The sequence below is a fragment of the Streptomyces sp. AA1529 genome, assembly GCF_000280905.1.
In the GTDB taxonomy this organism is placed as follows: domain Bacteria; phylum Actinomycetota; class Actinomycetes; order Streptomycetales; family Streptomycetaceae; genus Streptomyces.
Genome location: NZ_ALAP01000008.1, coordinates 116,599 through 139,692 on the forward strand (window position 1 = coordinate 116,599; position 23,094 = coordinate 139,692).

At 72.2% G+C, this 23,094-nt stretch carries 24 protein-coding genes and 4 tRNA genes; 22 read left to right on the plus strand and 6 right to left on the minus strand.

Annotated elements, in window-relative coordinates; all coding sequences use genetic code 11:
• Positions 1-95 precede the first annotated feature (95 nt).
• The 8 genes from A949_RS0101255 to A949_RS0101290 all read left to right on the plus strand — a co-directional run bounded on the left by A949_RS0101255 (position 96) and on the right by A949_RS0101290 (position 8,449).
• Complete coding sequence (locus tag A949_RS0101255) at positions 96-704, plus strand: 4Fe-4S binding protein (RefSeq protein ID WP_051019357.1); 609 nt, start codon at positions 96-98, stop codon at positions 702-704.
• Positions 701-1,315 carry an NADH-quinone oxidoreductase subunit J family protein gene (locus A949_RS0101260; protein ID WP_019354194.1) on the plus strand — a complete coding sequence of 205 codons (615 nt, stop codon included), beginning with the start codon at positions 701-703 and terminating at the stop codon, positions 1,313-1,315. Before A949_RS0101255 ends, A949_RS0101260 begins: the two co-directional genes overlap by 4 nt.
• On the plus strand, positions 1,315-1,749 hold the full coding sequence (nuoK, locus tag A949_RS0101265) for an NADH-quinone oxidoreductase subunit NuoK (RefSeq protein WP_019354195.1): 435 nt from the start codon (positions 1,315-1,317) through the stop codon (positions 1,747-1,749). The genes A949_RS0101260 and nuoK overlap by 1 nt, the downstream gene beginning before the upstream one ends.
• A complete protein-coding gene (locus tag A949_RS0101270; RefSeq protein ID WP_019354196.1) occupies positions 1,746-3,800 on the plus strand; it encodes an NADH-quinone oxidoreductase subunit 5 family protein in 2,055 nt (684 codons plus the stop codon). The genes nuoK and A949_RS0101270 overlap by 4 nt, the downstream gene beginning before the upstream one ends.
• Before the next feature lies 1 nt (position 3,801).
• Entirely contained in the window at positions 3,802-5,388 is a 1,587-nt protein-coding gene (locus tag A949_RS0101275; RefSeq protein WP_019354197.1) for a complex I subunit 4 family protein, read from the plus strand.
• The gene (locus A949_RS0101280) at positions 5,385-6,986 is read left to right on the plus strand and encodes an NADH-quinone oxidoreductase subunit N (RefSeq protein ID WP_019354198.1); all 1,602 of its coding nucleotides are present in this window, start codon (positions 5,385-5,387) and stop codon (positions 6,984-6,986) included. Before A949_RS0101275 ends, A949_RS0101280 begins: the two co-directional genes overlap by 4 nt.
• 195 nt (positions 6,987-7,181) lie before the next feature.
• Complete coding sequence (htpX, locus tag A949_RS0101285; RefSeq protein WP_019354199.1) at positions 7,182-8,048, plus strand: zinc metalloprotease HtpX; 867 nt, start codon at positions 7,182-7,184, stop codon at positions 8,046-8,048.
• Positions 8,045-8,449, plus strand: coding sequence for a YccF domain-containing protein (locus tag A949_RS0101290; protein ID WP_019354200.1), 405 nt, complete (start codon positions 8,045-8,047; stop codon positions 8,447-8,449). Before htpX ends, A949_RS0101290 begins: the two co-directional genes overlap by 4 nt.
• A 183-nt stretch (positions 8,450-8,632) precedes the next feature.
• Here A949_RS0101290 and A949_RS0101295 read toward each other — a convergent pair whose 3' ends face one another.
• Positions 8,633-9,121, minus strand: a complete 489-nt coding sequence (locus A949_RS0101295; protein ID WP_019354201.1) for a YajQ family cyclic di-GMP-binding protein — start codon at positions 9,119-9,121, stop codon at positions 8,633-8,635.
• Positions 9,122-9,390: 269 nt separating this feature from the next.
• On the opposite strand from A949_RS0101295, the gene A949_RS0101300 reads away from it, so the two are divergent.
• Positions 9,391-9,472, plus strand: a tRNA-Tyr gene (locus A949_RS0101300).
• A gap of 182 nt (positions 9,473-9,654) precedes the next feature.
• Here the strand turns inward: A949_RS0101300 and A949_RS0101305 are convergent.
• Positions 9,655-10,047: a nuclear transport factor 2 family protein gene (locus A949_RS0101305; protein WP_019354202.1), complete on the minus strand. Its 393-nt coding sequence runs from the start codon at positions 10,045-10,047 to the stop codon at positions 9,655-9,657.
• A gap of 227 nt (positions 10,048-10,274) precedes the next feature.
• Between A949_RS0101305 and A949_RS0101310 the strand changes: the two genes are divergently transcribed.
• Complete coding sequence (locus A949_RS0101310; RefSeq protein WP_019354203.1) at positions 10,275-10,748, plus strand: carboxymuconolactone decarboxylase family protein; 474 nt, start codon at positions 10,275-10,277, stop codon at positions 10,746-10,748.
• Positions 10,749-10,976: 228 nt separating this feature from the next.
• On the opposite strand, the gene A949_RS0101315 is transcribed toward A949_RS0101310, so the two are convergent.
• Both A949_RS0101315 and A949_RS0101320 read right to left on the minus strand, forming a co-directional pair.
• Positions 10,977-11,657, minus strand: coding sequence for an NAD(P)H-binding protein (locus A949_RS0101315; protein ID WP_026004239.1), 681 nt, complete (start codon positions 11,655-11,657; stop codon positions 10,977-10,979).
• A gap of 82 nt (positions 11,658-11,739) precedes the next feature.
• A complete protein-coding gene (locus A949_RS0101320; protein ID WP_019354205.1) occupies positions 11,740-13,047 on the minus strand; it encodes an amidohydrolase family protein in 1,308 nt (435 codons plus the stop codon).
• 275 nt (positions 13,048-13,322) lie between these two features.
• Here A949_RS0101320 and A949_RS0101325 point away from each other — a divergent pair.
• From A949_RS0101325 to A949_RS0101350, 6 genes are all read left to right on the plus strand, one after another.
• A tRNA-Thr gene (locus A949_RS0101325) sits at positions 13,323-13,395 on the plus strand.
• 40 nt (positions 13,396-13,435) lie between these two features.
• Positions 13,436-13,508, plus strand: a tRNA-Met gene (locus A949_RS0101330).
• A 90-nt stretch (positions 13,509-13,598) separates the two neighbouring features.
• Positions 13,599-13,763 carry a 50S ribosomal protein L33 gene (gene rpmG, locus A949_RS0101335; RefSeq protein WP_019354206.1) on the plus strand — a complete coding sequence of 55 codons (165 nt, stop codon included), beginning with the start codon at positions 13,599-13,601 and terminating at the stop codon, positions 13,761-13,763.
• 148 nt (positions 13,764-13,911) lie between these two features.
• On the plus strand, positions 13,912-14,373 hold the full coding sequence (locus tag A949_RS0101340; RefSeq protein WP_019354207.1) for a MaoC family dehydratase N-terminal domain-containing protein: 462 nt from the start codon (positions 13,912-13,914) through the stop codon (positions 14,371-14,373).
• 5 nt (positions 14,374-14,378) lie between these two features.
• Positions 14,379-14,813: a MaoC family dehydratase gene (locus A949_RS0101345; RefSeq protein ID WP_019354208.1), complete on the plus strand. Its 435-nt coding sequence runs from the start codon at positions 14,379-14,381 to the stop codon at positions 14,811-14,813.
• Between the two features lie 207 nt (positions 14,814-15,020).
• A complete protein-coding gene (locus A949_RS0101350) occupies positions 15,021-16,094 on the plus strand; it encodes a UDP-N-acetylmuramate dehydrogenase (RefSeq protein ID WP_019354209.1) in 1,074 nt (357 codons plus the stop codon).
• A gap of 130 nt (positions 16,095-16,224) precedes the next feature.
• Here the strand turns inward: A949_RS0101350 and A949_RS0101355 are convergent, their stop codons facing one another.
• Positions 16,225-17,280: an adenosine deaminase gene (locus A949_RS0101355; protein ID WP_051019352.1), complete on the minus strand. Its 1,056-nt coding sequence runs from the start codon at positions 17,278-17,280 to the stop codon at positions 16,225-16,227.
• Positions 17,281-17,389: 109 nt separating this feature from the next.
• Entirely contained in the window at positions 17,390-18,628 is a 1,239-nt protein-coding gene (locus tag A949_RS0101360; RefSeq protein WP_019354211.1) for a pyridoxal phosphate-dependent aminotransferase, read from the minus strand.
• Positions 18,629-18,941: 313 nt separating this feature from the next.
• Here A949_RS0101360 and A949_RS0101365 point away from each other — a divergent pair.
• The 6 genes from A949_RS0101365 to A949_RS0101390 all read left to right on the plus strand — a co-directional run bounded on the left by A949_RS0101365 (position 18,942) and on the right by A949_RS0101390 (position 22,974).
• A tRNA-Trp gene (locus tag A949_RS0101365) sits at positions 18,942-19,014 on the plus strand.
• Between the two features lie 117 nt (positions 19,015-19,131).
• Positions 19,132-19,413, plus strand: a complete 282-nt coding sequence (gene secE, locus A949_RS0101370; protein ID WP_019354212.1) for a preprotein translocase subunit SecE — start codon at positions 19,132-19,134, stop codon at positions 19,411-19,413.
• A gap of 73 nt (positions 19,414-19,486) precedes the next feature.
• Positions 19,487-20,359, plus strand: a complete 873-nt coding sequence (gene nusG, locus A949_RS0101375) for a transcription termination/antitermination protein NusG (protein WP_026004240.1) — start codon at positions 19,487-19,489, stop codon at positions 20,357-20,359.
• A 227-nt stretch (positions 20,360-20,586) separates the two neighbouring features.
• On the plus strand, positions 20,587-21,021 hold the full coding sequence (gene rplK / locus A949_RS0101380) for a 50S ribosomal protein L11 (RefSeq protein WP_019354214.1): 435 nt from the start codon (positions 20,587-20,589) through the stop codon (positions 21,019-21,021).
• 79 nt (positions 21,022-21,100) lie between these two features.
• A complete protein-coding gene (rplA, locus tag A949_RS0101385) occupies positions 21,101-21,826 on the plus strand; it encodes a 50S ribosomal protein L1 (protein WP_019354215.1) in 726 nt (241 codons plus the stop codon).
• 269 nt (positions 21,827-22,095) lie between these two features.
• On the plus strand, positions 22,096-22,974 hold the full coding sequence (locus A949_RS0101390) for a hypothetical protein (RefSeq protein ID WP_019354216.1): 879 nt from the start codon (positions 22,096-22,098) through the stop codon (positions 22,972-22,974).
• The last annotated feature ends 120 nt before the right edge of the window (positions 22,975-23,094 follow it).

The window sequence follows — 23,094 nt, forward strand, 5'->3', positions numbered from 1 at the left end:
CCTCTTCCGCGGGCACGCCCGCCGAGCGGCCCGGCGCGCGGCGCGGAGTGTTCGGCTCCGGGCTGGCCAAGGGCCTGGCCGTCACGCTCCGGACCATGACCCGGCGCTCGGTCACCGAGCACTACCCGGACACCCAGCCCGAACTGCCGCCCCGCAGCCGCGGGGTCATCGGCCTGTTCGAGGAGAACTGCACCGTCTGCATGCTCTGCGCCCGCGAGTGCCCGGACTGGTGCATCTACATCGACTCGCACAAGGAGACGGTGCCTCCCGCCGCGCCGGGCGGCCGGGAGCGCAGCCGCAATGTCCTGGACCGGTTCGCCATCGACTTCGCCCTGTGCATGTACTGCGGTATCTGCATCGAGGTGTGCCCCTTCGACGCGCTGTTCTGGTCGCCGGAGTTCGAGTACGCGGAGACCGACATCCGTGAGCTGACCCACGAACGGGACACCCTCCGCGAGTGGATGTGGACCGTGCCCGAGCCGCCGCCGCTGGACGAGAGCGCGGAGGAGGCCAAGGAGGTGGCCGCCGCCCGCAAGGCCGCCGAGAAGGCCACGCAGGTGGCCGAGGCCGACATGCTCGCCGCGCACCGCGAACACCCCGCCGAGGAGACCGCCGCACCTGCCGGGCAGCCGCCCCCGACCCCGGACCCGGAGGCGACGGACCGGACCCCGAAGGACCAGGACACGCGGGGCGGTGCCGAGTGAACGCTCTCGCGCGAAGCGCCGCCACGCACGTGGCCGCCGACCACCACGGCTTTCTCTCCCCCTCCGGGGTGGAGATCGTCTTCGTGCTCGTCGGGCTCGTCACCCTCGGCGCGGCCCTGGCCACCGTGACCACCGAACAGCTGGTGCACGCCGCGCTGTGGCTGGTCGTCGCGCTCGGCGGGGTCGCCGTCGAATACCTCCTGCTGACCGCCGAGTTCATCGCCTGGGTGCAGGTGCTGATCTACGTCGGCTCCGTCGTCGTCCTTCTCCTCTTCGGACTCATGCTGACCAGGGCCCCCATCGGGCGCTCACCCGACGCGGACTCCGGCAACCGGTGGGTGGCGCTCGCCGTCTCCCTCGCGGCGGCGGCCACCCTGGTGACCGTCGTCGTCGACGCCTTCCGCGCCACCTGGATCGACCTGGCGGACCCCGCGGGTCCCGGCAGCGGCTCCTCCGAGGTCACCGGCACCGCCCTCTTCCGGCACTGGGTGCTGCCCTTCGAGGCGCTCTCGGTGCTCCTGCTCGCCGCGCTCGTCGGCGCCGTCGTCCTCTCCCGCCGCGACGGCGACCGCGACCTCCCTCCCGGGCGCACCAGGGCCGGTGAGCGCTGATGCACCTCGCCTATCCCGCGGTACTCGCCGTCCTCCTCTTCTGCGTCGGCCTCTACGGCGTCCTCGCACGCCGGAACGCCATCCTCGTCCTGATGGCCGTCGAACTGATGCTCAACGCCGTCAACATCAACCTCGTCGCCTTCGACGTCTGGCTCCGCGACACCCTGCACGCGGGCCAGGCACTCACCCTCTTCACCATCGCGATCGCCGCGGCCGAGATCGGCATCGGGCTGGCGATCGTCCTGCTCGTCCACCGCAACCGCGGCAGCTCCGACATCGACGGACTCCGGGACCTCCGCGAGAGCGACGGCCCGGCAGCGGGCGGCGGCGGTCCACGCGAGGAGAAGAGTCCGGCACCCGCCACCGACAACGACGCCGAGAGCGGCTCCGACCGGCAGGTCCAGAGCCCCGCCGCAGGGAGGCGGCACGCGTGAGCACCACGACACTCGCAGCGCTGGTCCCCGTCCTCCCGGCGCTCGGTGCGCTCGCCGGGCTGCTCCTCGGCCGCCGCGCCCCCGGCTTCGTCCGCCCGCTCGCGGTCCTGCCCACCCTCGCCGCCGCGGTCCTCGCCGTCGTCGTCGCGGCCCGCCAGGGAGGCGGCCCGGCGCTGCGTGCGGCCACCGAACTCGCACCCACCGGCAACGACGCGCTCCCCCTCCAGCTGGCGCTCAACCTCGACGGCTTCGCGGTCCTGGTCGCCGTCCTCGTCGGAGCCGTCGCCACCTGCGTGCAGCTCTACTCCTCCGGCTACCTGCGCGACGACCCGCGCTACGCCTCCTATGCCGCGCTGGTCTCGCTCTTCACGGCCGCGATGTTCCTCGTGGTCTACAGCGACGACCTGATCGTGCTGCTCGTCGGCTGGGAGGTCATGGGCATCTGCTCCTACTTCCTGGTCGGGCACTACTGGGAGACCCCGGCGGCGCGTGCCGCCTCCCTCAAGGCGTTCCTGGTCACCAAGCTGGGCGATGTGCCGTTCCTGATCGGCATCCTGGCGCTGGCCTCGGAGGCCGGCAGCTTCCGCATCAGCACCGTCGTCACCCGCCTCACCTCCAGCCTCTCCGGGTACGAGCTGACCCACCCCACGGTGATCGCCCTGCTGCTGCTCGCCGGGGTCGCGGGGAAGTCGGCGCTGCTGCCGCTGCACTCCTGGCTGCCGGACGCGATGGCGGGCCCCACCCCCGTCTCCGCGCTGATCCACGCCGCCACCATGGTCGCGGCGGGCGTCTACTTCGTGGCCCGGCTGCTGCCCGTCTTCACCGCCTCCGCCGCCGCACTGCTCGTCCTCGCGGTGCTGGCGGCGCTCACCATGACCGGCTCGGCACTCGCCGCACTCGCGCAGGACGACATCAAACGCGTCCTCGCCTACTCGACCATCAGCCAGCTCGCCTACATGGCCGGCGCACTGGCCGTCGCCGACCGCGGCGCGGCCGTCTTCCACCTGCTGGTGCACGGCGCGTTCAAGGCGCTGCTGTTCCTGGCCGCCGGGGTGGTCATCCACGCGGCCGGCACCAACTCGCTGACGGTGATGGCCCGCACGGGCGGGATCGCCCGGCGCGTCCCCGACGCCTACTGGACGATGACCATCGCCCTGCTGGCCCTCGCCGCGATCCCGCCGTTCTCCGGGTTCTTCTCCAAGGAAGCCGTGCTGGCGGCGGCCGAGCACGCCGCCTTCGGCGATGCGCATCCCCCGTTCGCCGGGGCGCACGCGGTGCCCGCGGGCGCCGGCTGGATCGTCCTGGCCGCCGGACTGGTCACCGCGCTGCTGACCGCCGCCTACGCGGCTCGGCTGTGGCTGCTCGCCTTCCGGGGCGGCCCCGCCGTCGCGCCGCTCGCCGTCACCGGCGAGAAGGTCGCCGAACACGTACCCGAAGAGGTGCCGCAGCAGGCGCCCGAGACGGAACTCGCCACCCCCGGCCCCGTGCACCGGCACCCCGGCCACGACGAGCACCGCCCCGCCCCGGCCGTCATGAACCTCGTCCTGTGGACGCTCGCGCTGCCCACCCTCGCCCTGGGCATCGCCTTCCCCGTACTGCCCCGCTGGTTCGACGGCGCCTCCCTCACCCCCACGCCGGCCACCTCCGTGCTCGCCACCGGCGTCGCCCTGGTCGGCGGCCTGCTCACCTACGCCACCTGGCGGCACAGCAGCGCGCTCGCCGCCCTCCACCCCGAACACGACGCCGACCCCGGCGTGCTGCTGCTGGGGCCGCTGCACCGGCACGCGGCGGCCGGATTCCATCTGGACGCGCTCTACCGCGCCGTGGTCGTACGCCCCGTCCAGGGCGCGGCCGGGCTGGTGCGCTTCCTGGACAGCGCGGTCGTCGACACCTACGTGGCAGCCGCCGGACGCACCCCGCGCCTGCTGGGCGCCGCCGTCCGGCGGGCCCAGACGGGCAACGTGCAGACCTACCTCGGCGCGCTGCTGACGGGCTCCCTGGCGCTCGCCGTCATCGCCGTGGTGGCCATGACCGGAAACGGAGGGGCGTGACGTGATCCCGCTCGACGACACTGTCCTGCAGGCGCTCCTGATCGCCGTCGTCGCCCTGCCGCTGCTCGGAGCGGCCGCCGCGCTGCTGCCCGCACCGCCCGGCCTGCGCGGCCGCAGCCCCGAGCAGGCCGTGCTGCGGCACGGGGTGACCGTCACCGGCGCCGTACTCGTCCTCGCGGTCCTGCTGGCCCTCGGCTTCGACCACGACCGCCCCGGCACCATGCAGGCCGAGACGAACGCCGACTGGATCCCCGCACTGGGGGTCCGGCTGCACCTGGGGACCGACGGCGTCTCGCTGCCGCTGCTCGTCCTCACCGCGCTGCTGTCGTTCCTGTGCGCGCTGCACTGCTACGCGAAGCGGCCGCCGGGGCCCGGACCCAAGGGCCTGGTCGCGCTGCTGCTCCTGCTGGAGTGCGGCACCCTCGCCACCTTCGCGGTGCTCGACCTGGTGCTGTTCTTCCTGGCGTTCGAGACGGTGCTCGTCCCGATGTACTTCCTGATCGCCCGGTGGGGCGGCGCCGGCCGGGGACCGGCGGCGTGGAAGTTCGTGCTCTACACGCTGCTCGGCTCCGTCGTGCTGCTGCTCGGACTGCTGGTGCTCGGCCTGAACGCCGGAACGTTCGACATGGTGCGGCTCGCCCAGGCGCACGGCTCCGGCCTCGGCCACACCACCCAGGCGGTCGCGGCCCTGGCCATCGGCGTCGGACTCGCGGTCAAAGCGCCCATGTGGCCGCTGCACAGCTGGCTCCCGGACGCCCACACGGCGGCACCCACGGTGGGCTCCGTGCTGCTGGCCGGAGTGCTGCTGAAGATGGGCACCTACGGGTTCGTGCGGATCCTGCTGCCCGGCGTCCCCGAAGGCGCGCACACCTTCGCGCCCTATCTGGCGGCGTTCGCCGTCGCGGGCATCCTCTACGGCTCGCTCGTCTGCCTCGCCCTCGCGCGCCGGGGCGCCAAGGGCGACCTCAAGCGGCTGATCGCCTACTCCTCGGTGGGCCACATGGGCTTCGTCCTGCTGGGCATCGCCACGCTCACCCGCACCGGGGTCAACGGCGCGCTGTACGCGAACCTCGCCCACGGCCTGATCACCGGGCTGCTGTTCTTCCTCGTCGGCGCGGTCAAGGACCGCACCGGCACCGGCGACCTCGACGCCCTGGCCGGAACCACCGGCGGCGCCCTCTACGGCCGGGCGCCGCGGCTCGGCGGGCTGCTCGCCTTCGGCGCGGTGGCCTCCCTGGGACTGCCCGGACTGGCCGGGTTCTGGGGAGAGCTGCTGGCCCTGCTGGGCGCCTACCATCCGGCGCCCGGACTGAGCCGGTCCGCCTTCCTGGTCTTCCTCGCCCTCGGCGCCCTGGGCACCCTGCTGACCGCCGGGTATCTGCTCCAGGTCGTCCGCCGGGTCTGCATGGGCGACCCGGCCGAGGTCCGGCCCGAAGCGCTCGCCACGGTGCCGGACATGCGCGCCCACGAGTTCGCCGCCTGGACCCCGCTGGTCGTCCTGACCCTCGTCGCCGGACTGTGGCCCGGAGCCCTCCTGGGCCTGATGGAGCCGGCCGTACAGAACCTCCTGCCAGGAGTGGCCCGATGACCGCGCTCCCGATGACAGCGCTCACCGCCGGACAGGCCGCGCCCGGCCTCACCCGGACGGCGCCGCGCGCCGACCTCGCCCAGGGCACCGGCCTCGTGCAGAGCATCGACTGGGCCGCCGTCGCGCCACCCGCCCTCGTCGCCGTGGCCGCGCTGGTCGTGCTCGTGGCCGAACTCTTCCTGGCCGAACGGCACAAGGGGCTGCTCGGCGTGGTGTCCGCCGCCGCGCTCGCCCTCGCCGGGCTGGCCCTCGTCCCGCTCGTCGGCGAGGACCGCGCCACCTTCTGCCTCACCTCCGGCACGCGCGCGTGCAGCTACGTCGCCGACACCTTCACCCTCACCGTCCAGCTCCTCGTCCTGGGCGGCGCCCTCGTCACCGCGCTGCTGTCCATGACCGCGGTCCGCCGGGAGCGGCTGCCCGCGGGGGAGTTCTGGTTCCTGCTGCTCTCCTCCGCCGCCGGTGCCGCCCTGCTGCCCGCCGCGCGCGACTTGGCGACGCTCGTCGTCGCCCTGGAGGTCGCCTCGCTCCCGGCCTTCGCGCTGGTCGGCCTGCGGCGCGGCGAGCGGCTCTCGTCCGAGGCCGCGCTGAAGTTCTTCCTCTCCTCCGTGGTCGCCACCGCCGTGATGCTGCTGGGCGTCAGCTTCGTCTACGCCGCCACCGGCAGCATGCATCTGAGCACCGTCGCCGAGGCGCTGCCCGGGACCGACAGCCGGCTGAGCACCCTCGCGGCCACCGGCGTGGCGCTGACCATGGTCGGCTTCGCCTTCAAGACCGCCGCGGCACCCTTCCACTTCTGGGTCCCCGACACCTATGTGGGCGCCCCGGTGCCGGTGGCCGCCTATCTGTCGGTCATCGGCAAGGCCGCGGGCTTCTCCGGACTGATCCTGGTCGCCGTGCGGGCCTTCCCCTCGTACGCGGATGCCTGGGGGCCCGCGCTCGCCGTACTCGCCGCGCTGACCATGAGCGTCGGCAACCTGGGCGCGCTGCGGCAGCGCACCGACCGGGCGCACGGTGCCGTCCGGCTCCTCGCCTGGTCCTCGGTCGGACAGGCGGGCTATCTGCTGGTCCCCATCGCCGCCGCCGGGTACGCGGACGAGCCGGACCGGGCGGTCGGCACCACGCTCGCCTACGCCCTGATGTACGCCGTCGTGAACCTGGGCGCCTTCGCCGTCGTCGCCGCGGTCCGGCCCTCCGGTGCGGACGGCCGCCTCGACGACTTCCGCGGCCTGGTCCACACCCGCCCGGTCGCCGCCGCGGCCCTCGCGTTCTTCCTGCTGTGCCTGGCCGGACTGCCGCCGGGCGTCGTCGGCCTGTTCGCCAAGGTCGCCGTCTTCCAGTCCGCCGTGGACGCGGGGCTGGGCTGGCTCGCCGTCGTCATGGCGCTCAACGTCGTGGTCGCGCTCGTCTACTACCTGACCTGGACCGCGCTGCTCTTCCGCCCCGCCGCGGACCAGCAGCGGACGGCTGAGCCCCGCCCGGCCCTCCCGCGGCTCTCCGCCCCGCTCACCGCGACCCTCGCGCTGACCGGGGCGCTCGCGCTGGCCACCTCCGGCGCGCCGCAGCTCGTGCTCCGGTTCACCACCGCCGCGCTCTTCTGACCGCGCGCGGCGCGGTGCGCCGGGACGCGCCGGCCCGGCGGAAACGTTCGGGCGGAACGCCGACGGGAGGACCCGGAGGGAACTGAGAACGCCCGCTCTCCGTTGACGCAAAAGGGAGGGTCCACTGGACGGGGTTGCTGAGGGCGGAAGGTCTGCCCGGGTCAGGGCTCCGCAGCACCATCTGGAGGGCGTACCGTGCACCGCCGGCACAACGGGCTGAGGACAGCCCTGCTCCTGGGAGGGCTGTCCGCTCTCATCGTCGTCATCGGGAGCTTCTTCGGCACCACGGGCCTGGTCGTCGCACTGCTGGTCGCGCTGGGCACCAACGCCTACGCCTACTGGAACAGCGACAAGCTCGCACTGCGCGCCATGCGCGCCCGCCCGGTCAGCGAGTTCGAGGCGCCGCAGCTCTACCGCATGGTCCGGGAGCTGTCCACAGCCGCCCGCCAGCCCATGCCGCGGCTCTACCTCTCGCCCACCCAGGCACCCAACGCCTTCGCCACCGGACGCAACCCGCGCAACGCCGCGGTGTGCTGCACCGACGGCATCCTGCGGCTGCTGGACGAACGCGAGCTGCGCGGAGTTCTGGGCCACGAGCTGAGCCACGTCCACAACCGGGACATCCTCATCTCCTCCGTCGCGGGCGCTCTCGCCTCGGTGGTGCTCTTCCTCGTCAACTTCGCCTGGCTGATCCCGGTGGGGCGCGCCGACGACGACGAGGGGCCCGGTCTGGTCGGGATGCTGCTGATCATGCTGCTGGGCCCGCTCGCGGCCTCCCTCATCCAGTTGGCCGTCTCCCGCTCCCGCGAGTACGAGGCGGACGCCTCCGGGGCGCAGCTCACCGGGGACCCCCTGGCGCTCGCTTCGGCCCTGCGCAAGCTGGAGGCCGGCACGGCCCAGCTGCCGCTGCCGCCCGAGCCGCGGCTGGAGACGGCGAGCCACCTGATGATCGCCAACCCGTTCCGCCGCGGCGAGGGCGGTATGACGAAACTTTTCTCCACCCATCCTCCGATGGCGGAACGTGTCGCCCGGCTGGAGAAGATGGCAGGCTGGCCCGGGTGAAGACCCTCCTCAATCTCATCTGGCTGATCTTCTCCGGCTTGTGGATGGCCCTGGGCTACGTCCTGGCCGGACTCATCTGCTGTGTGCTCATCATCACGGTGCCCTGGGGCCTGGCCTGCTTCCGCATCGCCGCCTACGCCCTGTGGCCGTTCGGCAGAACCGTCGTACAGCGCCCCGGAGCCGGCGCCGCGTCCGGTGCCGGGAACATCGTCTGGCTCGTCTTCGCGGGCATCTGGCTCACCCTCGGCCACATCACGCTGGGAGTGGGCCTGTGCCTCACCCTCATCGGCATCCCCTTCGGACTGGCGCACTTCAAGATGGTCCCGATCTCGCTGATGCCGCTGGGCCGCGAGATCGTCTCCACCGGCGCCCCGGCGGCCTACCCGGGATACCGCTGGTGAACGCCGGCCCGCCCGCGCCGCGGGCGGGCCGGCCCCCTCGACCCGACGGCGCCGATCCCCGGAGTCCGCGGCGGGGCAGCGCTGTTCCGCCGGGAGCCCCAAGAAGCCGGCCCCCGGACACGCGTCGGCCCGCCCGGTCCCGCCGCACGGCGGGACCGGGCGGGCCGGAACGGCACACCGACGTCAGCGGAAGTTGACGTACTGGAGGGCGAAGTCGAAGTCCTTGCCCTTCAGCAGGCCGATGACCTCCTGCAGGCTGTCCCGGCTCTTCGAGGTCACCCGCAGCTCGTCGCCCTGCACCTGGGCCTTCACGCCCTTGGGCCCCTCGTCCCGGATCACCTTCGCGACCTTCTTCGCGTTGTCCTGCGAGATGCCTTCCTGGAGCGACGCGGAGATGCGGTACTCCTTGCCCGACGCCTGCGGCTCCCCGGCGTCCAGCGCCTTCAGCGAGATACCGCGCTTGACCAGCTTGGACTGGAAGATGTCGAGCACGGCCTTGACCCGCTCCTCCGAGTTCGCCCGCATCTCGATCCGCTCGCCCGACCACGCGAGGGACGCGTCCACACCCTTGAAGTCGTAGCGCTGGGAGATCTCCTTCGCGGCCTGGTTCAGCGCGTTGTCGACCTCCTGCCGCTCGACCTTCGAGACGATGTCGAAACTGGAGTCGGCCATGGTGAGTTGGCTCCTCGTACATAGATCCGGCAGAGAACGACCCCGGAGGGCCGTGCGCAAAGCCTAGCCACCCGCGACCGCGCTCCGGCCGCTGCCGCGGAGGGCGTCGCGACGAAGCACTCGGCCCGCCCCGAGGCCCCGCCCGGCGGCCCGCGCGACGGCCCCGCGCGGCTGATCAACCAGGTGGCGAACCACCCCGGTGCATCGGGTATGGTTTACACCGTTGCCACGGCGCACCGCCCCAGGCGGAGTGCCCGGCAGCAATCCCTGGCGGTGTGCCCGAGCGGCCAAAGGGAGCAGACTGTAAATCTGCCGGCTCAGCCTTCCTAGGTTCGAATCCTAGCGCCGCCACATTGGGGAAAGCCCCTCCGAACTGCGAGAGCAGCGTCGGAGGGGCTTTTTCGTGCGCGAACACCCCGATTCGGATCAGGGGTGGAAAGGGCGGTTCGTCGCCCCCTGTCCCGCCCGGTCTACCGGGGTTGATCAGCGAGCTTTCCCCCAGGTGTCCCCCTTCAGGCCGCACTCCGGCACGGTCAGGGAGAGGGCTCGTCGGTGACGAGGGTGGCGTGGGCCGCAATGATCTTCCAGCTCGTCCGGTCACGGGTCCAGGTCCGGGTATAGCGCAGCCGGGCGCGTACGGACTGCCCCTCGAAGGAGCCCTCCAGCGTGCCGAGGAACCAGGTGACACCGGTGTGCGCGGTGGCCAGCACCTGGAGTTCCTCCTCTTCGAGACGTTTCAGCAGCTGGCGGCCGGATGCGTGCGCGCGCAGGTCGTCCTGCTTGGTGTGGAGGCTTCCGTCCGGTCCGGTGAACCGTCCCCTGTCGTCGATCAGCTCGGCCAGTGCATCGACATCGGAGGCGAGTTGGGCGGCCTGGAGGCGGCGTTCGGCCGCCCGGAGGCTTTCGGCGTGCTCGTCGTTCGGCATCCGACCACTGTGGCGGCCGGATGGCCCACGCATCCTCCGTTGCGCTGTCGGCGTATCCGACGCAGGTGAGAGGGGGTGTCGTGGCCACCTGCCATCCGGTCCGTGACGAGTCCGGCGCGGCCGGAGGCGGGGGAGACGCACGTCACGTTCCCGCCGTGTCACATCGTGCGGGGGCCCACCCGTCGGTACGGGTGCAGTCATCGACAACGGCAAGCAGGGAGTGCACCGTGGAAGCTCGTCTGAACCTTTTCGAGAGCCCGCTGCTGAGCAGGTTCATGAAGCACATCGTCGCGGCCGGCAAGGTGGTGGAGGACTCGGCGCTGCCGTCCGCGACGCAGGAACTGGTGAAGATCCGCGCCAGCCAGATCAACGGCTGCGGATTCTGCAGCGACATGCACACCAAGGAAGCCGCGCACGCGGGAGAGACCTCGACCCGGCTCCATCTGGTCGCGGCCTGGCGCGAGGCCACTGTGTTCACCGCGGCCGAGCGGGCGGCGCTGGAGCTGGCGGAGCAGGGCACCCGCATCGCGGACGCGGCGGGCGGGGTCACCGACGAGGCGTGGGCGGCCGCCGCCGAGCATTACGACGAGGAGCAGCTCGCGGCCCTGGTGTCGCTGATCGCCCTGATCAATGCCTTCAACCGCGGGAACGTCCTCGTCCAGCAGCCCGCCGGGACCTACCAGCCCGGCCAGTTCGGGTGACGGACCGGTAGGGGTGGGCAGGGGCAGCGCCGGTCCCGTCGCGGGACGCGCGCTGCCCCGTCAGCGCCGTTCCGCAGCGGGCGACTTGCCGGTGCCGGTGCCGGTGCTTGTTCGGCGCCGGTGCCGGTGCTTGTGCCGGTTCGGTTCGGTGCCAGTCCGGGCGCCGAACCGCGTCGGCACCGCGCGCCCGCACACGCACCGGCCCGGGGGTGCGGCGGCTTTCCGCCCTCAGCTTCCTTCCACCCCGGCGAGCTCGTCGATCGCCTCGGGGATCGGCATCCGGCCGCCGATGAGTTCCAGGGTCAGTCCGGCGGTGCGGGGTTCGTCGAGCAGGGCCAGGAGGACGGCTGCCACGTCGTCCCGTGTCACTTCGCCGCGGCCGGTCTCGGGGGCCAGGTGGACGCGGCCGGTGCCGGTCTCGTCGGTGAGCCGGCCGGGGCGCAGCACCGTCCAGTCGAGGTCCGTGCGGGCCCTCAGGTCGTCGTCGGCGGCGCCCTTGGCCCGCAGGTAGTCCGCGAAGACGGGGTCCATGCCCTCGGGGGAGCCGTCGAGGAGCGCATCGGCGCGCATCGCGGAGACCATCACGTAACGTCGTACGCCCGCTGCCTGTGCCGCGTCCGCGAACAGGACGGCCGCGCGATGGTCCACCGACTGCTTGCGGGCGCTGCCGCTGCCCGGTCCGGCCCCGGCGGCGAAGACGGCCGCGTCGGCGCCCTCCAGATGCCGTGTCACCTCTTCGACAGCGGCCGTCTCCAGGTCGCACACGACGGGTTCGGCACCCGCGGCCAGAAGGTCGCTCGCCTGTCCGGGGCGGCGGACGATCCCCGCCACCGCGTCCCCGCGCCCGGCGAGCAGCCGCTCCAGCCGCAACGCGATCTGACCGTGTCCACCTGCGATAACTGTGCGCATCCTCCGACCGTACGCCCCCCGGGGCAGTCGACGGCGCACCCCCGGTCAGCCGGAGCGGGCGCGCACCCGTCCGCCCGGTCCGTCACCCCTGCGACTGGCGCGGCAGTCCCAACTCGCGGGCGCCGACCAGGTCGCAGTACTCCCGTACGGCGCTGGTGCGTGCCACCACGCGCCCCCGGTGGACGACGATCCGGCTGTAGGCGAGGGAGAGTGCCGCGGCCAGTTCCGTACCGCGGACCGCGAGCAGTTCCGCGGGGAAGCCGGCCTCGACACGCACCTCGGGCAGTCCCATCGCGGCGCGGGCACGGGTGCTGATCGCTTCGTAGGCGCTGTAGGGGCGGGCCTCTCCGTGCGAGGCGAGGAGATAGGCGGCTTCCAGCGGGTCGCCGCGGCCCACCTGGTTGGCGGCGTCCCGCAGCGCCCCGCTGCCCGCGGCGACCGCGACCCCGGCCGCCATCAGCATCCGGACGGGTGCCGTCCGGGAGGGCGCGGTGGGGGTGGAGCGTTCGAGCACGCCGCAGTTGCCCTGCGGCAGGCACACCACCGTCGCCCCGGCGGCGGCCAGTTGGCCGGCGGCGCGCTGCGCGATCTGGAGCGGCTGCCGGGCGAGGCCGCCGCAGGGGCCGATGGCGACGCCGGGCCGGAGCCCGCCGACCGCGGCCGCGAGGCGGGCGAGGCGTGCCGGGTCGCCGCCGTCGGTGTGCAGGTCGACCTGGCAGCCGTGTTCGGCCGCGACGTCCAGGACCGCCTCCACGTAGCCGCCCGGGTCGGGGTCCAGGTCGGGGCAGCCGCCGACGGCGGCGGCGCCCATCTTCACGGCGTCCCGCAGCATCGACAGCCCCTCGGCTCCCGCGGCCCCGGTCAGCAGCCGGGGCACGGCGACGGCGCTGAGGTCCACCAGGCCGCGCAGCGATCTGCGGGCCTGGAGCACCGCCGCCAGCGAGCGCAGTCCCGCGACGTCGCCGATGTGCACATGGGTGCGCAGCGCGGTCGCGCCCTGGCTGAGCTGGAGGAGCGCCGCCTCGGTGGTGCGCCGCTGCACGTCGTCCGTGGCGGGGTCGGCGCTGTCGCCGGACCGTGCGAGGTCGGGGCGGCCGGGCGGGTCGGCGGTCAGCGCGGTGTCGTAGTGCGCGTGGGGCTCGGCGGGGGCGGGGAGCAGCAGATAGCCGGACAGGTCGATCCGGGTGGCGCTGTCCTGTTCCGTGCCGAGGCTGCCGGCGGTGCCGACTGCTTCGATGCGTTCGCCGACGAGGCGTACGTCGACCGTGCGGCCGTCGGCCAGCCGCGCGCCGCACAGCACGAGGGAGCGTGCCGGGCGAACGGACCGCCGGGCGGCGTCGCGGGAATCCCGCCCCGCCTTTCCCGGTTCCTGTGGCTCGCTGTCGGTCATCTGACTCCCACGTCGTATGTGGGACGAGAGTAGGACGCGCAGTGAGCGCCGACGGGGAGGAGACGAATAGTCGTACCGGTGTGGTGTGCCGGGTCCGTTCCGGGTGGTGCGCCGGAGCCGGTGGGTGCTGCCGAGGTCTGCCCCCCGGCCCGACGGCCGCGTGGACGGCGGACCGGGGGCGGATCAGCGGCGCTCCGGAGGCCGGTCCGGGGGTGTCGGCGGGGCGAATACCGATTTCACGTTTGGCGGCGGGGCGTGTAATGTCTTCATCGCTCGCCCCAATAGCTCAGTCGGCAGAGCGTCTCCATGGTAAGGAGAAGGTCAACGGTTCGATTCCGTTTTGGGGCTCTGATGTGACAGATCTTCCGTCGGGAGGTCGCCGCATCGTGGCGGTGTAGCTCAGTCGGTAGAGCAAGCGGCTCATAATCGCTGTGTCACCGGTTCAAGTCCGGTCACCGCTACTTCACCGACAGTAGCCGGTTGTGGGGTCGGTCCTCCGATCGGCTACTCTTTCTGCGTTAAAACCCGTCCGTTCGTCAAGGAGCACTCACGTGGCTGCCACAGACGTCCGCCCGAAGATCACGCTGGCCTGCGTGGAGTGCAAGGAGCGGAACTACATCACGAAGAAGAACCGGCGCAACAACCCGGACAGGCTTGAGATGAAGAAGTTCTGCCCGCGCGACAACCGGCACACCGTGCACCGCGAGACGCGCTGAATCGTCTCGTGCTCCGAGGCCGTCCCCGGCAACCGGGGTCGGCCTCGTGCTGTGTCCGGTGTCCGGCGCTCCGGAACCGGACGTCCCGCGCAGCCGTACTCGTCGTACTCGTCGTGAATTCGCCGCACCGCCGCAGGAGGCGCCGCAGATGGCACTCGACCAGTCCTTCGTCGGACGGACGTACCCGCCCGGCAGGCCCTATGAGGTGGGCAGGGAGAAGATCCGCGAGTTCGCGGAGGCCATCGGGGACGACAACCCCGTCTACACGGACGCCGAGGCGGCCCGGGCGCTCGGTCACCCCGAGGTGATCGCGCCGCCCACCTTCGTCTTCTCCGTCACGTTCCGGGAGGCCTTCACCGTGGTGCAGGACCCGGAACTGGGGCTGGACTACGCGCGGGTCGTCCACGGTGGCCAGCGCTTCGTCCACCACCGCCCGGTCTGCGCGGGAGACCTGCTCTCGACCACCTCGACGATCGAGTCCATCAAATCCCTGGCGGGCAACGAGGTCCTCGACGTCCGCGGCGAGGTCCGGGACGCGGCCGGTGAGCCGGTGGTGACCGTGCACACCAAGCTGGTGGCGCGTGCGGTGGAAGCGGCCGAAGGGGAGTGACGGACATGACAGCGCAGATCGCCTACGCCGATGTGGAGGTGGGCACGGAGCTGCCCGCCCGCACCTTCCCCGTGGACCGCGAGCGGCTGGTCCGGTACGCGGGCGCCTCCGGGGACTTCAACCCCATTCACTGGAACGAGCGGTTCGCCAAGGACGTCGGGCTGCCGAACGTGATCGCGCACGGCATGTTCACCATGGCCGAGGCCGCTCGGGTGATCACCGACTGGACGGGCGACCCCGGCGCGCTGGTCGAGTACGGAGTGCGCTTCACCAAGCCGGTCGTCGTCCCGGACGACGGCCGGGGCGCTGCCATCGAGGTGGCGGCGAAGGTCGCCAGGAAGCTGGACGACGAGGCCCGTACGGTCCAGGTGGACCTGACGGTCAGCAGCGCCGGCGCCAAGGTGCTGGGGATGTCCCGCGCCGTGGTCCGGCTCGCCTGACGGACCGGCGGCCCCGGTCCCGCGCCGGCGGGCCCCGAAGCGCGGCCCGCGAGCCCCGGATCGAGCGAAAGGCCCCGGAAGCTTCCGGCTCCCGGCTGCCGGCCCGCTGCGGACCGGAGCCGAGCGGACCGGAGCCGAGCGGGCCGCCCCGGCGGTCCAGCGCGGCCTCCGGCCGAGCAGCGCCCGCGCCCCCGTACTCTGGAGCGCGTGCAGGAACTCTATGTTGACCCCGGTGTCCCCCTGGTCTCGCTCGCCCCGCTGACGACGCTGCGCCTCGGCGGCCCGGCCCGGCGGCTGGTCACGGCGACCACCGACGACGAGGTGATCGCGGCGGTCCGCGAGGCCGACGACAGCGGTACGCCGCTGCTGATCATCGCGGGCGGCAGCAACCTCGTGATCTCCGACGACGGCTTCGCGGGGACCGTCCTGCACATCGCGACCAGCGGTTCCTCGCTCTCCGGCACCAGGCTGGAGCTGGCGGCGGGCGAGAACTGGTCGGACGCCGTCGCACGCACCGTCGAGGCCGGGCTGGCGGGCATCGAGTGCCTGGCCGGCATCCCCGGCTCCGCGGGCGCCACGCCGATCCAGAACGTCGGCGCGTACGGCCAGGAGGTCTCCAGCACGCTCACCGAGGTCGTCGCCTACGACCGGCGGACCCGCGAGACGGTCACCCTCTCGAACTCCGAGTGCGACTTCTCCTACCGGCACAGCCGCTTCAAGGCCGACCCCGCACGCCACGTCGTGCTGCGGGTCCGCTTCGAGCTGGAGGACGCGGCGGGCAGGTCCGCGCCGGTCAAGTACGGGGAGACGGCACGGCTCCTCGGGGTCGGGACGGGGGACCGGGTGCCGGTCGCCGAGGCCCGCGAGACCGTGCTGCGGCTGCGCGCCGGCAAGGGCATGGTGCTCGACCCCGAGGACCACGACACCTGGTCGGCCGGGTCCTTCTTCACCAACCCGATCCTGGACGAGGCGGCGTACGCGGCCTTCCTCGACCGGGTGGCCGAGCGGCTCGGCCCGGACGTGGCACCCCCGGCCTTCCCCGCGGGGGAGGGGCTGACCAAGACGTCCGCGGCCTGGCTCATCGACAGGGCGGGCTTCACCAAGGGGTACGGCCAGGGCCCGGCCCGGATCTCCACCAAGCACACCCTGGCGCTCACCAACCGCGGCTCGGCCACCACGGCGGACCTGCTCGGACTGGCCCGGGAGGTGCGCGAGGGGGTACGGGAGGCCTTCGGCGTCGACCTCACCAACGAACCGGTGATGGTCGGCTGCGCACTGTAGCGTCAGCGCCCGGACGGGCGCCCGGGGTCCGCGGCGGGCGCACCCCGGCGGGCGCGGTGGCCGCGCCGCCCCGGCGTCCCGCGGTCCGGCCGCCCGGCGCCCGTGGCGACAGCTCCCGGCGTCCGGCGGGTCAGCCCGGTTCGGCCGCCAGCCAGGCGTCGATGTCCGCCAGGATCTCCTCCCGGACGCCCTGCGGCATCGAGGCGCCGCGCACGGACTGCCGGGCCAGCTCCGCCAGCTCCGCGTCCGAGAAGCCGAGCTCCCGGCGCACCAGCTCGTACTGCGCCGCCAGCCGGGAGCCGAACAGCAGCGGGTCGTCGGCGCCGAGTGCCACCGGCACCCCGGCGTCCCACAGCGCCCGCAGCGGCACGTCGGCCGCCTTGTCGTAGACACCGAGCGCGACGTTGGAGGCGGGGCAGACCTCGCAGGTCACCTGCCGTTCGGCCAGCCGGGCCAGCAGCCAGGGGTCCTCCGCGGCGCGCACCCCGTGGCCGATCCGGCCGGCGCGCAGATCGTCCAGGCAGTCCCGGACGCTGCTCGGCCCGGACAGCTCGCCCCCGTGCGGCGCCGCGAGCAGCCCGCCCTCCCGCGCGATGGTGAAGGCGCGGTCGAAATCCCGTGCGAAGCCGCGACGTTCGTCGTTGGAGAGGCCGAACCCCACGATGCCGCGGTCCCGGTAGCGCACCGCGAGCCGCGCGAGGGTGCGGGCGTCCAGCGGGTGCTTCATCCGGTTGGCCGCGACCAGCAGCCGGATGCCGAGTCCGGTCTCCCGGGACGTGGTCTCCACCGCATCCAGGATGATCTCCAGCGCGGGCGTGAGTCCGCCCAGCCGCGGCGCGTAGGAGGTGGGGTCGACCTGGATCTCCAGCCAGCGCGAGCCGTCCCGCAGGTCCTCCTGGGCCGCCTCGCGCACCAGCCGCTGGATGTCCTCCGGCTCCCGCAGGCAGGACCGCGCGATGTCGTACAGCCGCTGGAAGCGGAACCAGCCGCGCTCGTCGGTCGCCCGCAGCTTCGGCGGCTCGGCGCCGCTCAGCGCGTCCGGCAGGTGCACGCCGTACTTGTCCGCCAGTTCGAGCAGTGTGGAGGGGCGCATCGACCCGGTGAAGTGCAGATGCAGATGGGCCTTCGGCAGCGTACGCGGGTCCCGCTCCCCGGAAGAGTGCAACATTCCCAGATCCTGCCGCATCAGGGCCCCGGAGAGACAGCCGGTTCCCGGAAGGGGATGTTCCGAAAACGCGAGCGGGCCCGGAGGCAGCGCCTCCGGGCCCGCTCGGCTTCCCTTCGGGGCCGACCGCTCAGTCGCGGGCCTCCGCGAGCAGCTTCTGGATCCGCGAGACGCCCTCGGCCAGGTCCTCGTCGCCCAGCGCGTAGGACAGCCGCAGGTAGCCGGGGGTGCCGAACGCCTCACCCGGGACGACCGCGACCTCGACCTCCTCCAGGATCAGCGCGGCCAGCTCGACGGAGGTGGCGGGCCGCTTGCCGCGGATCTCCTTGCCCAGCAGCGCCTTCACCGACGGGTACGCGTAGAACGCGCCCTCCGGCTCGGGGCACAGCACGCCGTCGATCTCGTTCAGCATCCGCACGATGGTGCGGCGGCGCCGGTCGAACGCCGCGCGCATCTCCGCCACGGCGTCCAGGTCGCCGGAGACGGCGGCCAGCGCGGCGGCCTGCGAGACGTTGCTGACGTTCGAGGTGGCGTGCGACTGGAGGTTCGTCGCGGCCTTGATCACGTCCTGCGGGCCGATCAGCCACCCCACGCGCCAGCCCGTCATGGCGTACGTCTTGGCCACGCCGTTGACGACCACGCACTTGTCGCGCAGCTCCGGGACGACCGCCGGGAGCGAGGTGAACTCCGCGTCGCCGTAGACCAGGTGCTCGTAGATCTCGTCGGTGAGCACCCACAGCCCGTGCTCCACCGCCCAGCGGCCGATCTCCTCGACCTGCTCACGCGGGTAGACGGCGCCGGTCGGGTTCGAGGGGGAGACGAACAGCAGCACCTTCGTCTTCTCGGTGCGCGCGGCCTCCAACTGCTCGATCGAGACCCGGTATCCGGTGGTCTCGTCCGCGACGACCTCCACCGGCACACCGCCCGCCAGCCGGATGGACTCGGGGTAGGTGGTCCAGTAGGGCGCGGGCACGATGACCTCGTCGCCCGGGTCGAGCAGCGCGGCGAACGCCTCGTAGATCGCCTGCTTGCCGCCGTTGGTGACGAGCACCTGCGAGACGTCGACCTGGTAACCGGAGTCGCGGAGCGTCTTGTCGACGAGGGCGGACTTCAGTTCGGGGAGTCCGCCCGCGGGGGAGTAGCGGTGGTTCTTCGGGTCGCGGGCCGCGTTCACGGCCGCCTCGACGATGTAGTCCGGCGTCGGGAAGTCCGGCTCGCCGGCGCCGAAGCCGATCACCGGGCGTCCGGCGGCCTTCAGCGCCTTGGCCTTGGCGTCCACGGCCAGGGTGGCGGACTCGGAGATCGCGCTGATGCGGGCCGACAGGCGCCGCTCGGACGAGGGCTGTGCAGGGGGAGTCGCTGCGGTCATAGAGGCATGTTCCCAGACCCGGCAGCCCGGGGGCACCGGGGTTCCGCGGCTACCGCGTCACATCCGGCGGGGGCGGTGCACCCCCTCCGCGGGCGGCGGGAGGGCCTCGGGCGGGCGGTGCGCTCACCTCCGACGCGGCCGCGGTGCCGCCTTCGGCGGGACCTCCGGCGGGGGCGGTGGGGTGGATCCTGTTCGACGCCCGGCTCCTGAGCACGTACACTCGCATGTCGTTGGCCTTCAACCGTCACTTGCAGCCCGCTCGCGATGCGCACTCCGTGCGAGGGCATGGATGCGGTAGGTTGAGGGAACACAAAGGGTCGTAGCTCAATTGGAAGAGCACTGGTCTCCAAAACCAGCGGTTGGGGGTTCGAGTCCCTCCGGCCCTGCTACACACACGTCGCCAAGGTGTGTGCGTGCGTACCATGCGTGAATTGCACTGAATTGCACCGCCGTGCGGCCGGGCCGGACGCCGCAGGGCAACGACCCGGATCAGGTGAGGACGAGTGACGGAGATCACGGACACCACCGAGGTCCCCGAGCCCGGAGGGTCGTCCGAGGGCAAGAAGCCGCGCAAGGGCGGAAAGCGGGCGAAGAGGGGGCCTCTGGCTCGACTCGGCCTTTTCTACCGCCAGGTCATCGCGGAGCTCCGGAAGGTCGTCTGGCCGACGCGGCAGCAGCTCTCCACGTACACGAGCGTGGTGATCGTCTTTGTGGTCATCATCATCGCCTTGGTGTTCGTGATTGACTATGGGCTGACCGAAGTCATGAAACACGTCTTCGGCTGACCCTCCGCGCAGAGCCCCCTTCGCGGGGCTTTCCGCATGTTCGACCCCTTGAAGCCAGGAAGAAGCAGCCACCGTGTCTGAGCCGAACATGAACGATGCCGTCGAGCCCGCCGAGGGTGATGACACGGCGCGCGACATCGTCGAGGCCGCGGACAGCAGCGTCGACCGGGCGGAAGCCGCCGAGGCCGCTGCCGGTGAGCCCGCCGAGGAGGCCGCCGTCCGCGAGGAGGACGAGACCGGGATCGTGGTCGAGTCCCCCGAGGACGCTGCCGCCGCGGCCGAGGAGACCGCCGAGGCCGAGGAGGCCGAGGAGGAGCAGGTCGACCCCGTCGCCCAGCTCCGCGACGAACTGCGCTTCCTGCCCGGCGAGTGGTACGTGATCCACACCTACGCGGGCTACGAGAACCGGGTGAAGACCAACCTGGAGCAGCGCGCCGTCTCGCTCAACGTCGAGGACTTCATCTTCCAGGCCGAGGTGCCGCAGGAGGAGGTCGTCCAGATCAAGAACGGCGACCGCCGCACCGTGCGCCAGAACAAGCTCCCCGGCTATGTGCTGGTCCGGATGGACCTCACCAACGAGTCGTGGGGCGTCGTCCGCAACACGCCGGGTGTCACCGGCTTCGTCGGCAACGCCTACGACCCGTACCCGCTGACGCTCGACGAGATCGTCAAGATGCTGGCCCCCGAGGCCGAGGAGAAGGCCGCCAAGGCCGCCGCCGCCGACGAGGAGGGGAAGCCCGCGGGCACCCCCGGCCGCAAGGTGGAGGTCCAGGTCCTCGACTTCGAGGTCGGCGACTCGGTCACCGTCACCGACGGTCCGTTCGCCACCCTCCAGGCGACCATCAACGAGATCAACGCCGACTCCAAGAAGGTCAAGGGCCTCGTCGAGATCTTCGGCCGCGAGACCCCGGTCGAGCTCAGCTTCGACCAGATCCAGAAGAACTGACCCTCCCCACCCGGGCTCCGGCCGAGCGGCACTCCGGTGCCGCCCCCCGCAGCTGCCGCCCGGGGTGGGCGAACCCAGCTTCCGGACAGGTCAGGAAGGGCCCGCGCGCCCTTCCTGACCTGCTCGGTTTCAAGCCGCGTAACGGTACGGGCTATCGTTGTGCGGTATGCCGCCGCCCGGATGACGGGCGGCGGACGAATCACCTCTCACCAGGACCCGGAGAGAACATGCCTCCCAAGAAGAAGAAGGTCGCGGGGCTGATCAAGCTCCAGATCCAGGCCGGTGCGGCCAACCCGGCTCCGCCGGTCGGCCCGGCGCTGGGTCAGCACGGCGTCAACATCATGGAGTTCTGCAAGGCCTACAACGCGGCGACCGAGTCGCAGCGCGGCTGGGTGATCCCGGTGGAGATCACGGTCTACGAGGACCGCTCCTTCACCTTCGTCACCAAGACGCCGCCGGCCTCGAAGATGATCCTCAAGGCCGCGGGCGTCGAGAAGGGCTCGGGCACCCCGCACACCACCAAGGTCGCCAAGATCAGCCGCGACCAGGTGCGCGAGATCGCCACGACCAAGATGCCCGACCTCAACGCCAACGATCTGGACCAGGCGGAGAAGATCATCGCCGGTACCGCCCGTTCCATGGGTGTGACCGTCGAGGGCTGAGCCCCCGGCAACCGATCCCACCCCCGTGGCAGGGCCAGGCGCTGGCCCGCACCACGACTCCACACCGTCAGGAGCAGCAGTGAAGCGCAGCAAGACTCTCCGCGAAGCGGACGCGAAGATCGACAAGGCGCGGCTGTACGCGCCGCTGGAGGCCGTCCGCCTCGCCCAGGAGACCTCCACGAAGAAGTTCGACGCGACCGTCGAGGTCGCCATGCGCCTGGGCGTCGACCCGCGCAAGGCCGACCAGATGGTCCGCGGCACCGTCAACCTCCCGCACGGCACCGGTAAGACCGCCCGGGTCCTGGTCTTCGCGACCGGCGACCGTGCTGCGGCGGCGGAGGCCGCTGGGGCCGACATCGTCGGCTCCGACGAGCTCATCGAGGAGGTCGCCGGCGGTCGTCTCGACTTCGACGCCGTCGTCGCCACCCCGGACCTGATGGGCAAGGTCGGCCGCCTCGGCCGCGTGCTCGGTCCGCGTGGCCTCATGCCGAACCCGAAGACCGGCACCGTCACCCCCGACGTGACCAAGGCCGTGAACGACATCAAGGGCGGAAAGATCGAGTTCCGCGTCGACAAGCACGCCAACCTGCACTTCATCATCGGCAAGGCGTCCTTCGGCGAGCAGCAGCTCGTCGAGAACTACGCCGCCGCCCTTGAGGAGATCAACAGGCTGAAGCCCGCGGCGGCGAAGGGCCGGTACATCAAGAAGGCCTCCTTCACCACCACGATGGGCCCGGGTGTGCCGGTCGACCCGAACCGCACCCGCAACCTCCTCGTCGAGGAGGACCCGGCCGCCGCGGCCTGATCCGCGACCGGCCGGCAGCCGTACGGCGCACCGAGGCCGGTGTCCGCTCCCTGGGGGCGGGCACCGGCCTCGTGTCGTCTCCCGGGTGTCGTTCCCGGGCGGCTGCGCCGCGCCCTTCGGCGCTGTCCGCCGCTGCTGCGGGCCCGTCGGGCCGGGTCCCGGGGATCGTGGAACCCCGGCCGGTGTGTGCCGCGTCTCCTGTGTTGCATAAGGTGCGGTTAAGAACGGGGGCCCTCGGGGCCCGTCCAGCAACAGGGGGGCTGAATCCCATGCGGAAGACGAGGGCGGCGGCTGCTGCCGCGGGTATCGCGCTCATAGCCGGACTGACGGCGTGCGGCAGCGAGAAGGCGAACGGAGACGGCGGCGGGGGCGGTGCGGACAAGGCCGGAGGGTCGGCTCTCCAGGGCGCGCTGGCGGCGCTGAAGAAGGCGTCGACGGCCACCGACAACCAGAACTCCGCCAAGGTCGAGGGCGTCAACAACCAGACGGTCCAGGGCAAGTCGATGAAGACCCAGATGGAGGGTGCCTTCGACTGGTCCGGCGGCGGCATGAAGGGCGAGGCCGACCTGACCATGGGCGGGGCCGGCAACCAGTCGGCCAAGGCGCGCTATCTGCCCGACGCCATGTACGTCCGGCCCGCTTCCGGCGCGCCCGGCGGCAAGCCGTGGATGAAGTACGACTACGACGTGCTGGCCAAGAAGGGCGGCGCCTCGGGCGCCATGCTCAAGGACCAGATGCAGAACAACAACCCGGCCCGCTCGGTGCAGCTCGTGCTGGCCTCCGGCAAGGTCAAGGCGCTCGGTACCGAGACGGTGCGCGGCAAGAAGGCGACGCGCTACTCGGGCACGATCTCCGTCAACGAGCTGACCCGGATGCAGTCGAAGGACCTCTCGGAGAAGGACCTCGACGCGCTGGAGAAGCAGTTCAAGCAGCAGGGTCTGGAGAAGGAGAAGATCGAGCTGTGGATCGATGAGGACGACCTGCTGGTCAAGAAGCACGAGACGGCCAAGAACGCGGACGGCTCCACGAGCATCGACGCCACGAACTACTACTCGGACTACGGCACGTCGGTGAAGGTGACCGCCCCGCCCGCCTCCGAGACCACGGACGCCGCAGCGATGCTGAACGGCGGCACCCGCCAGAGCTGACCGGCACTCGCCGGAGCTGACCGGTGCCTGCCGGAGCTGACCGGTGCCTGCCGGAGCCGGCGGGCACCGTCCGGGCCGTGCGGCACCGAGAGGGCGCCGGCCCGCCGCGGGCTCCACGTG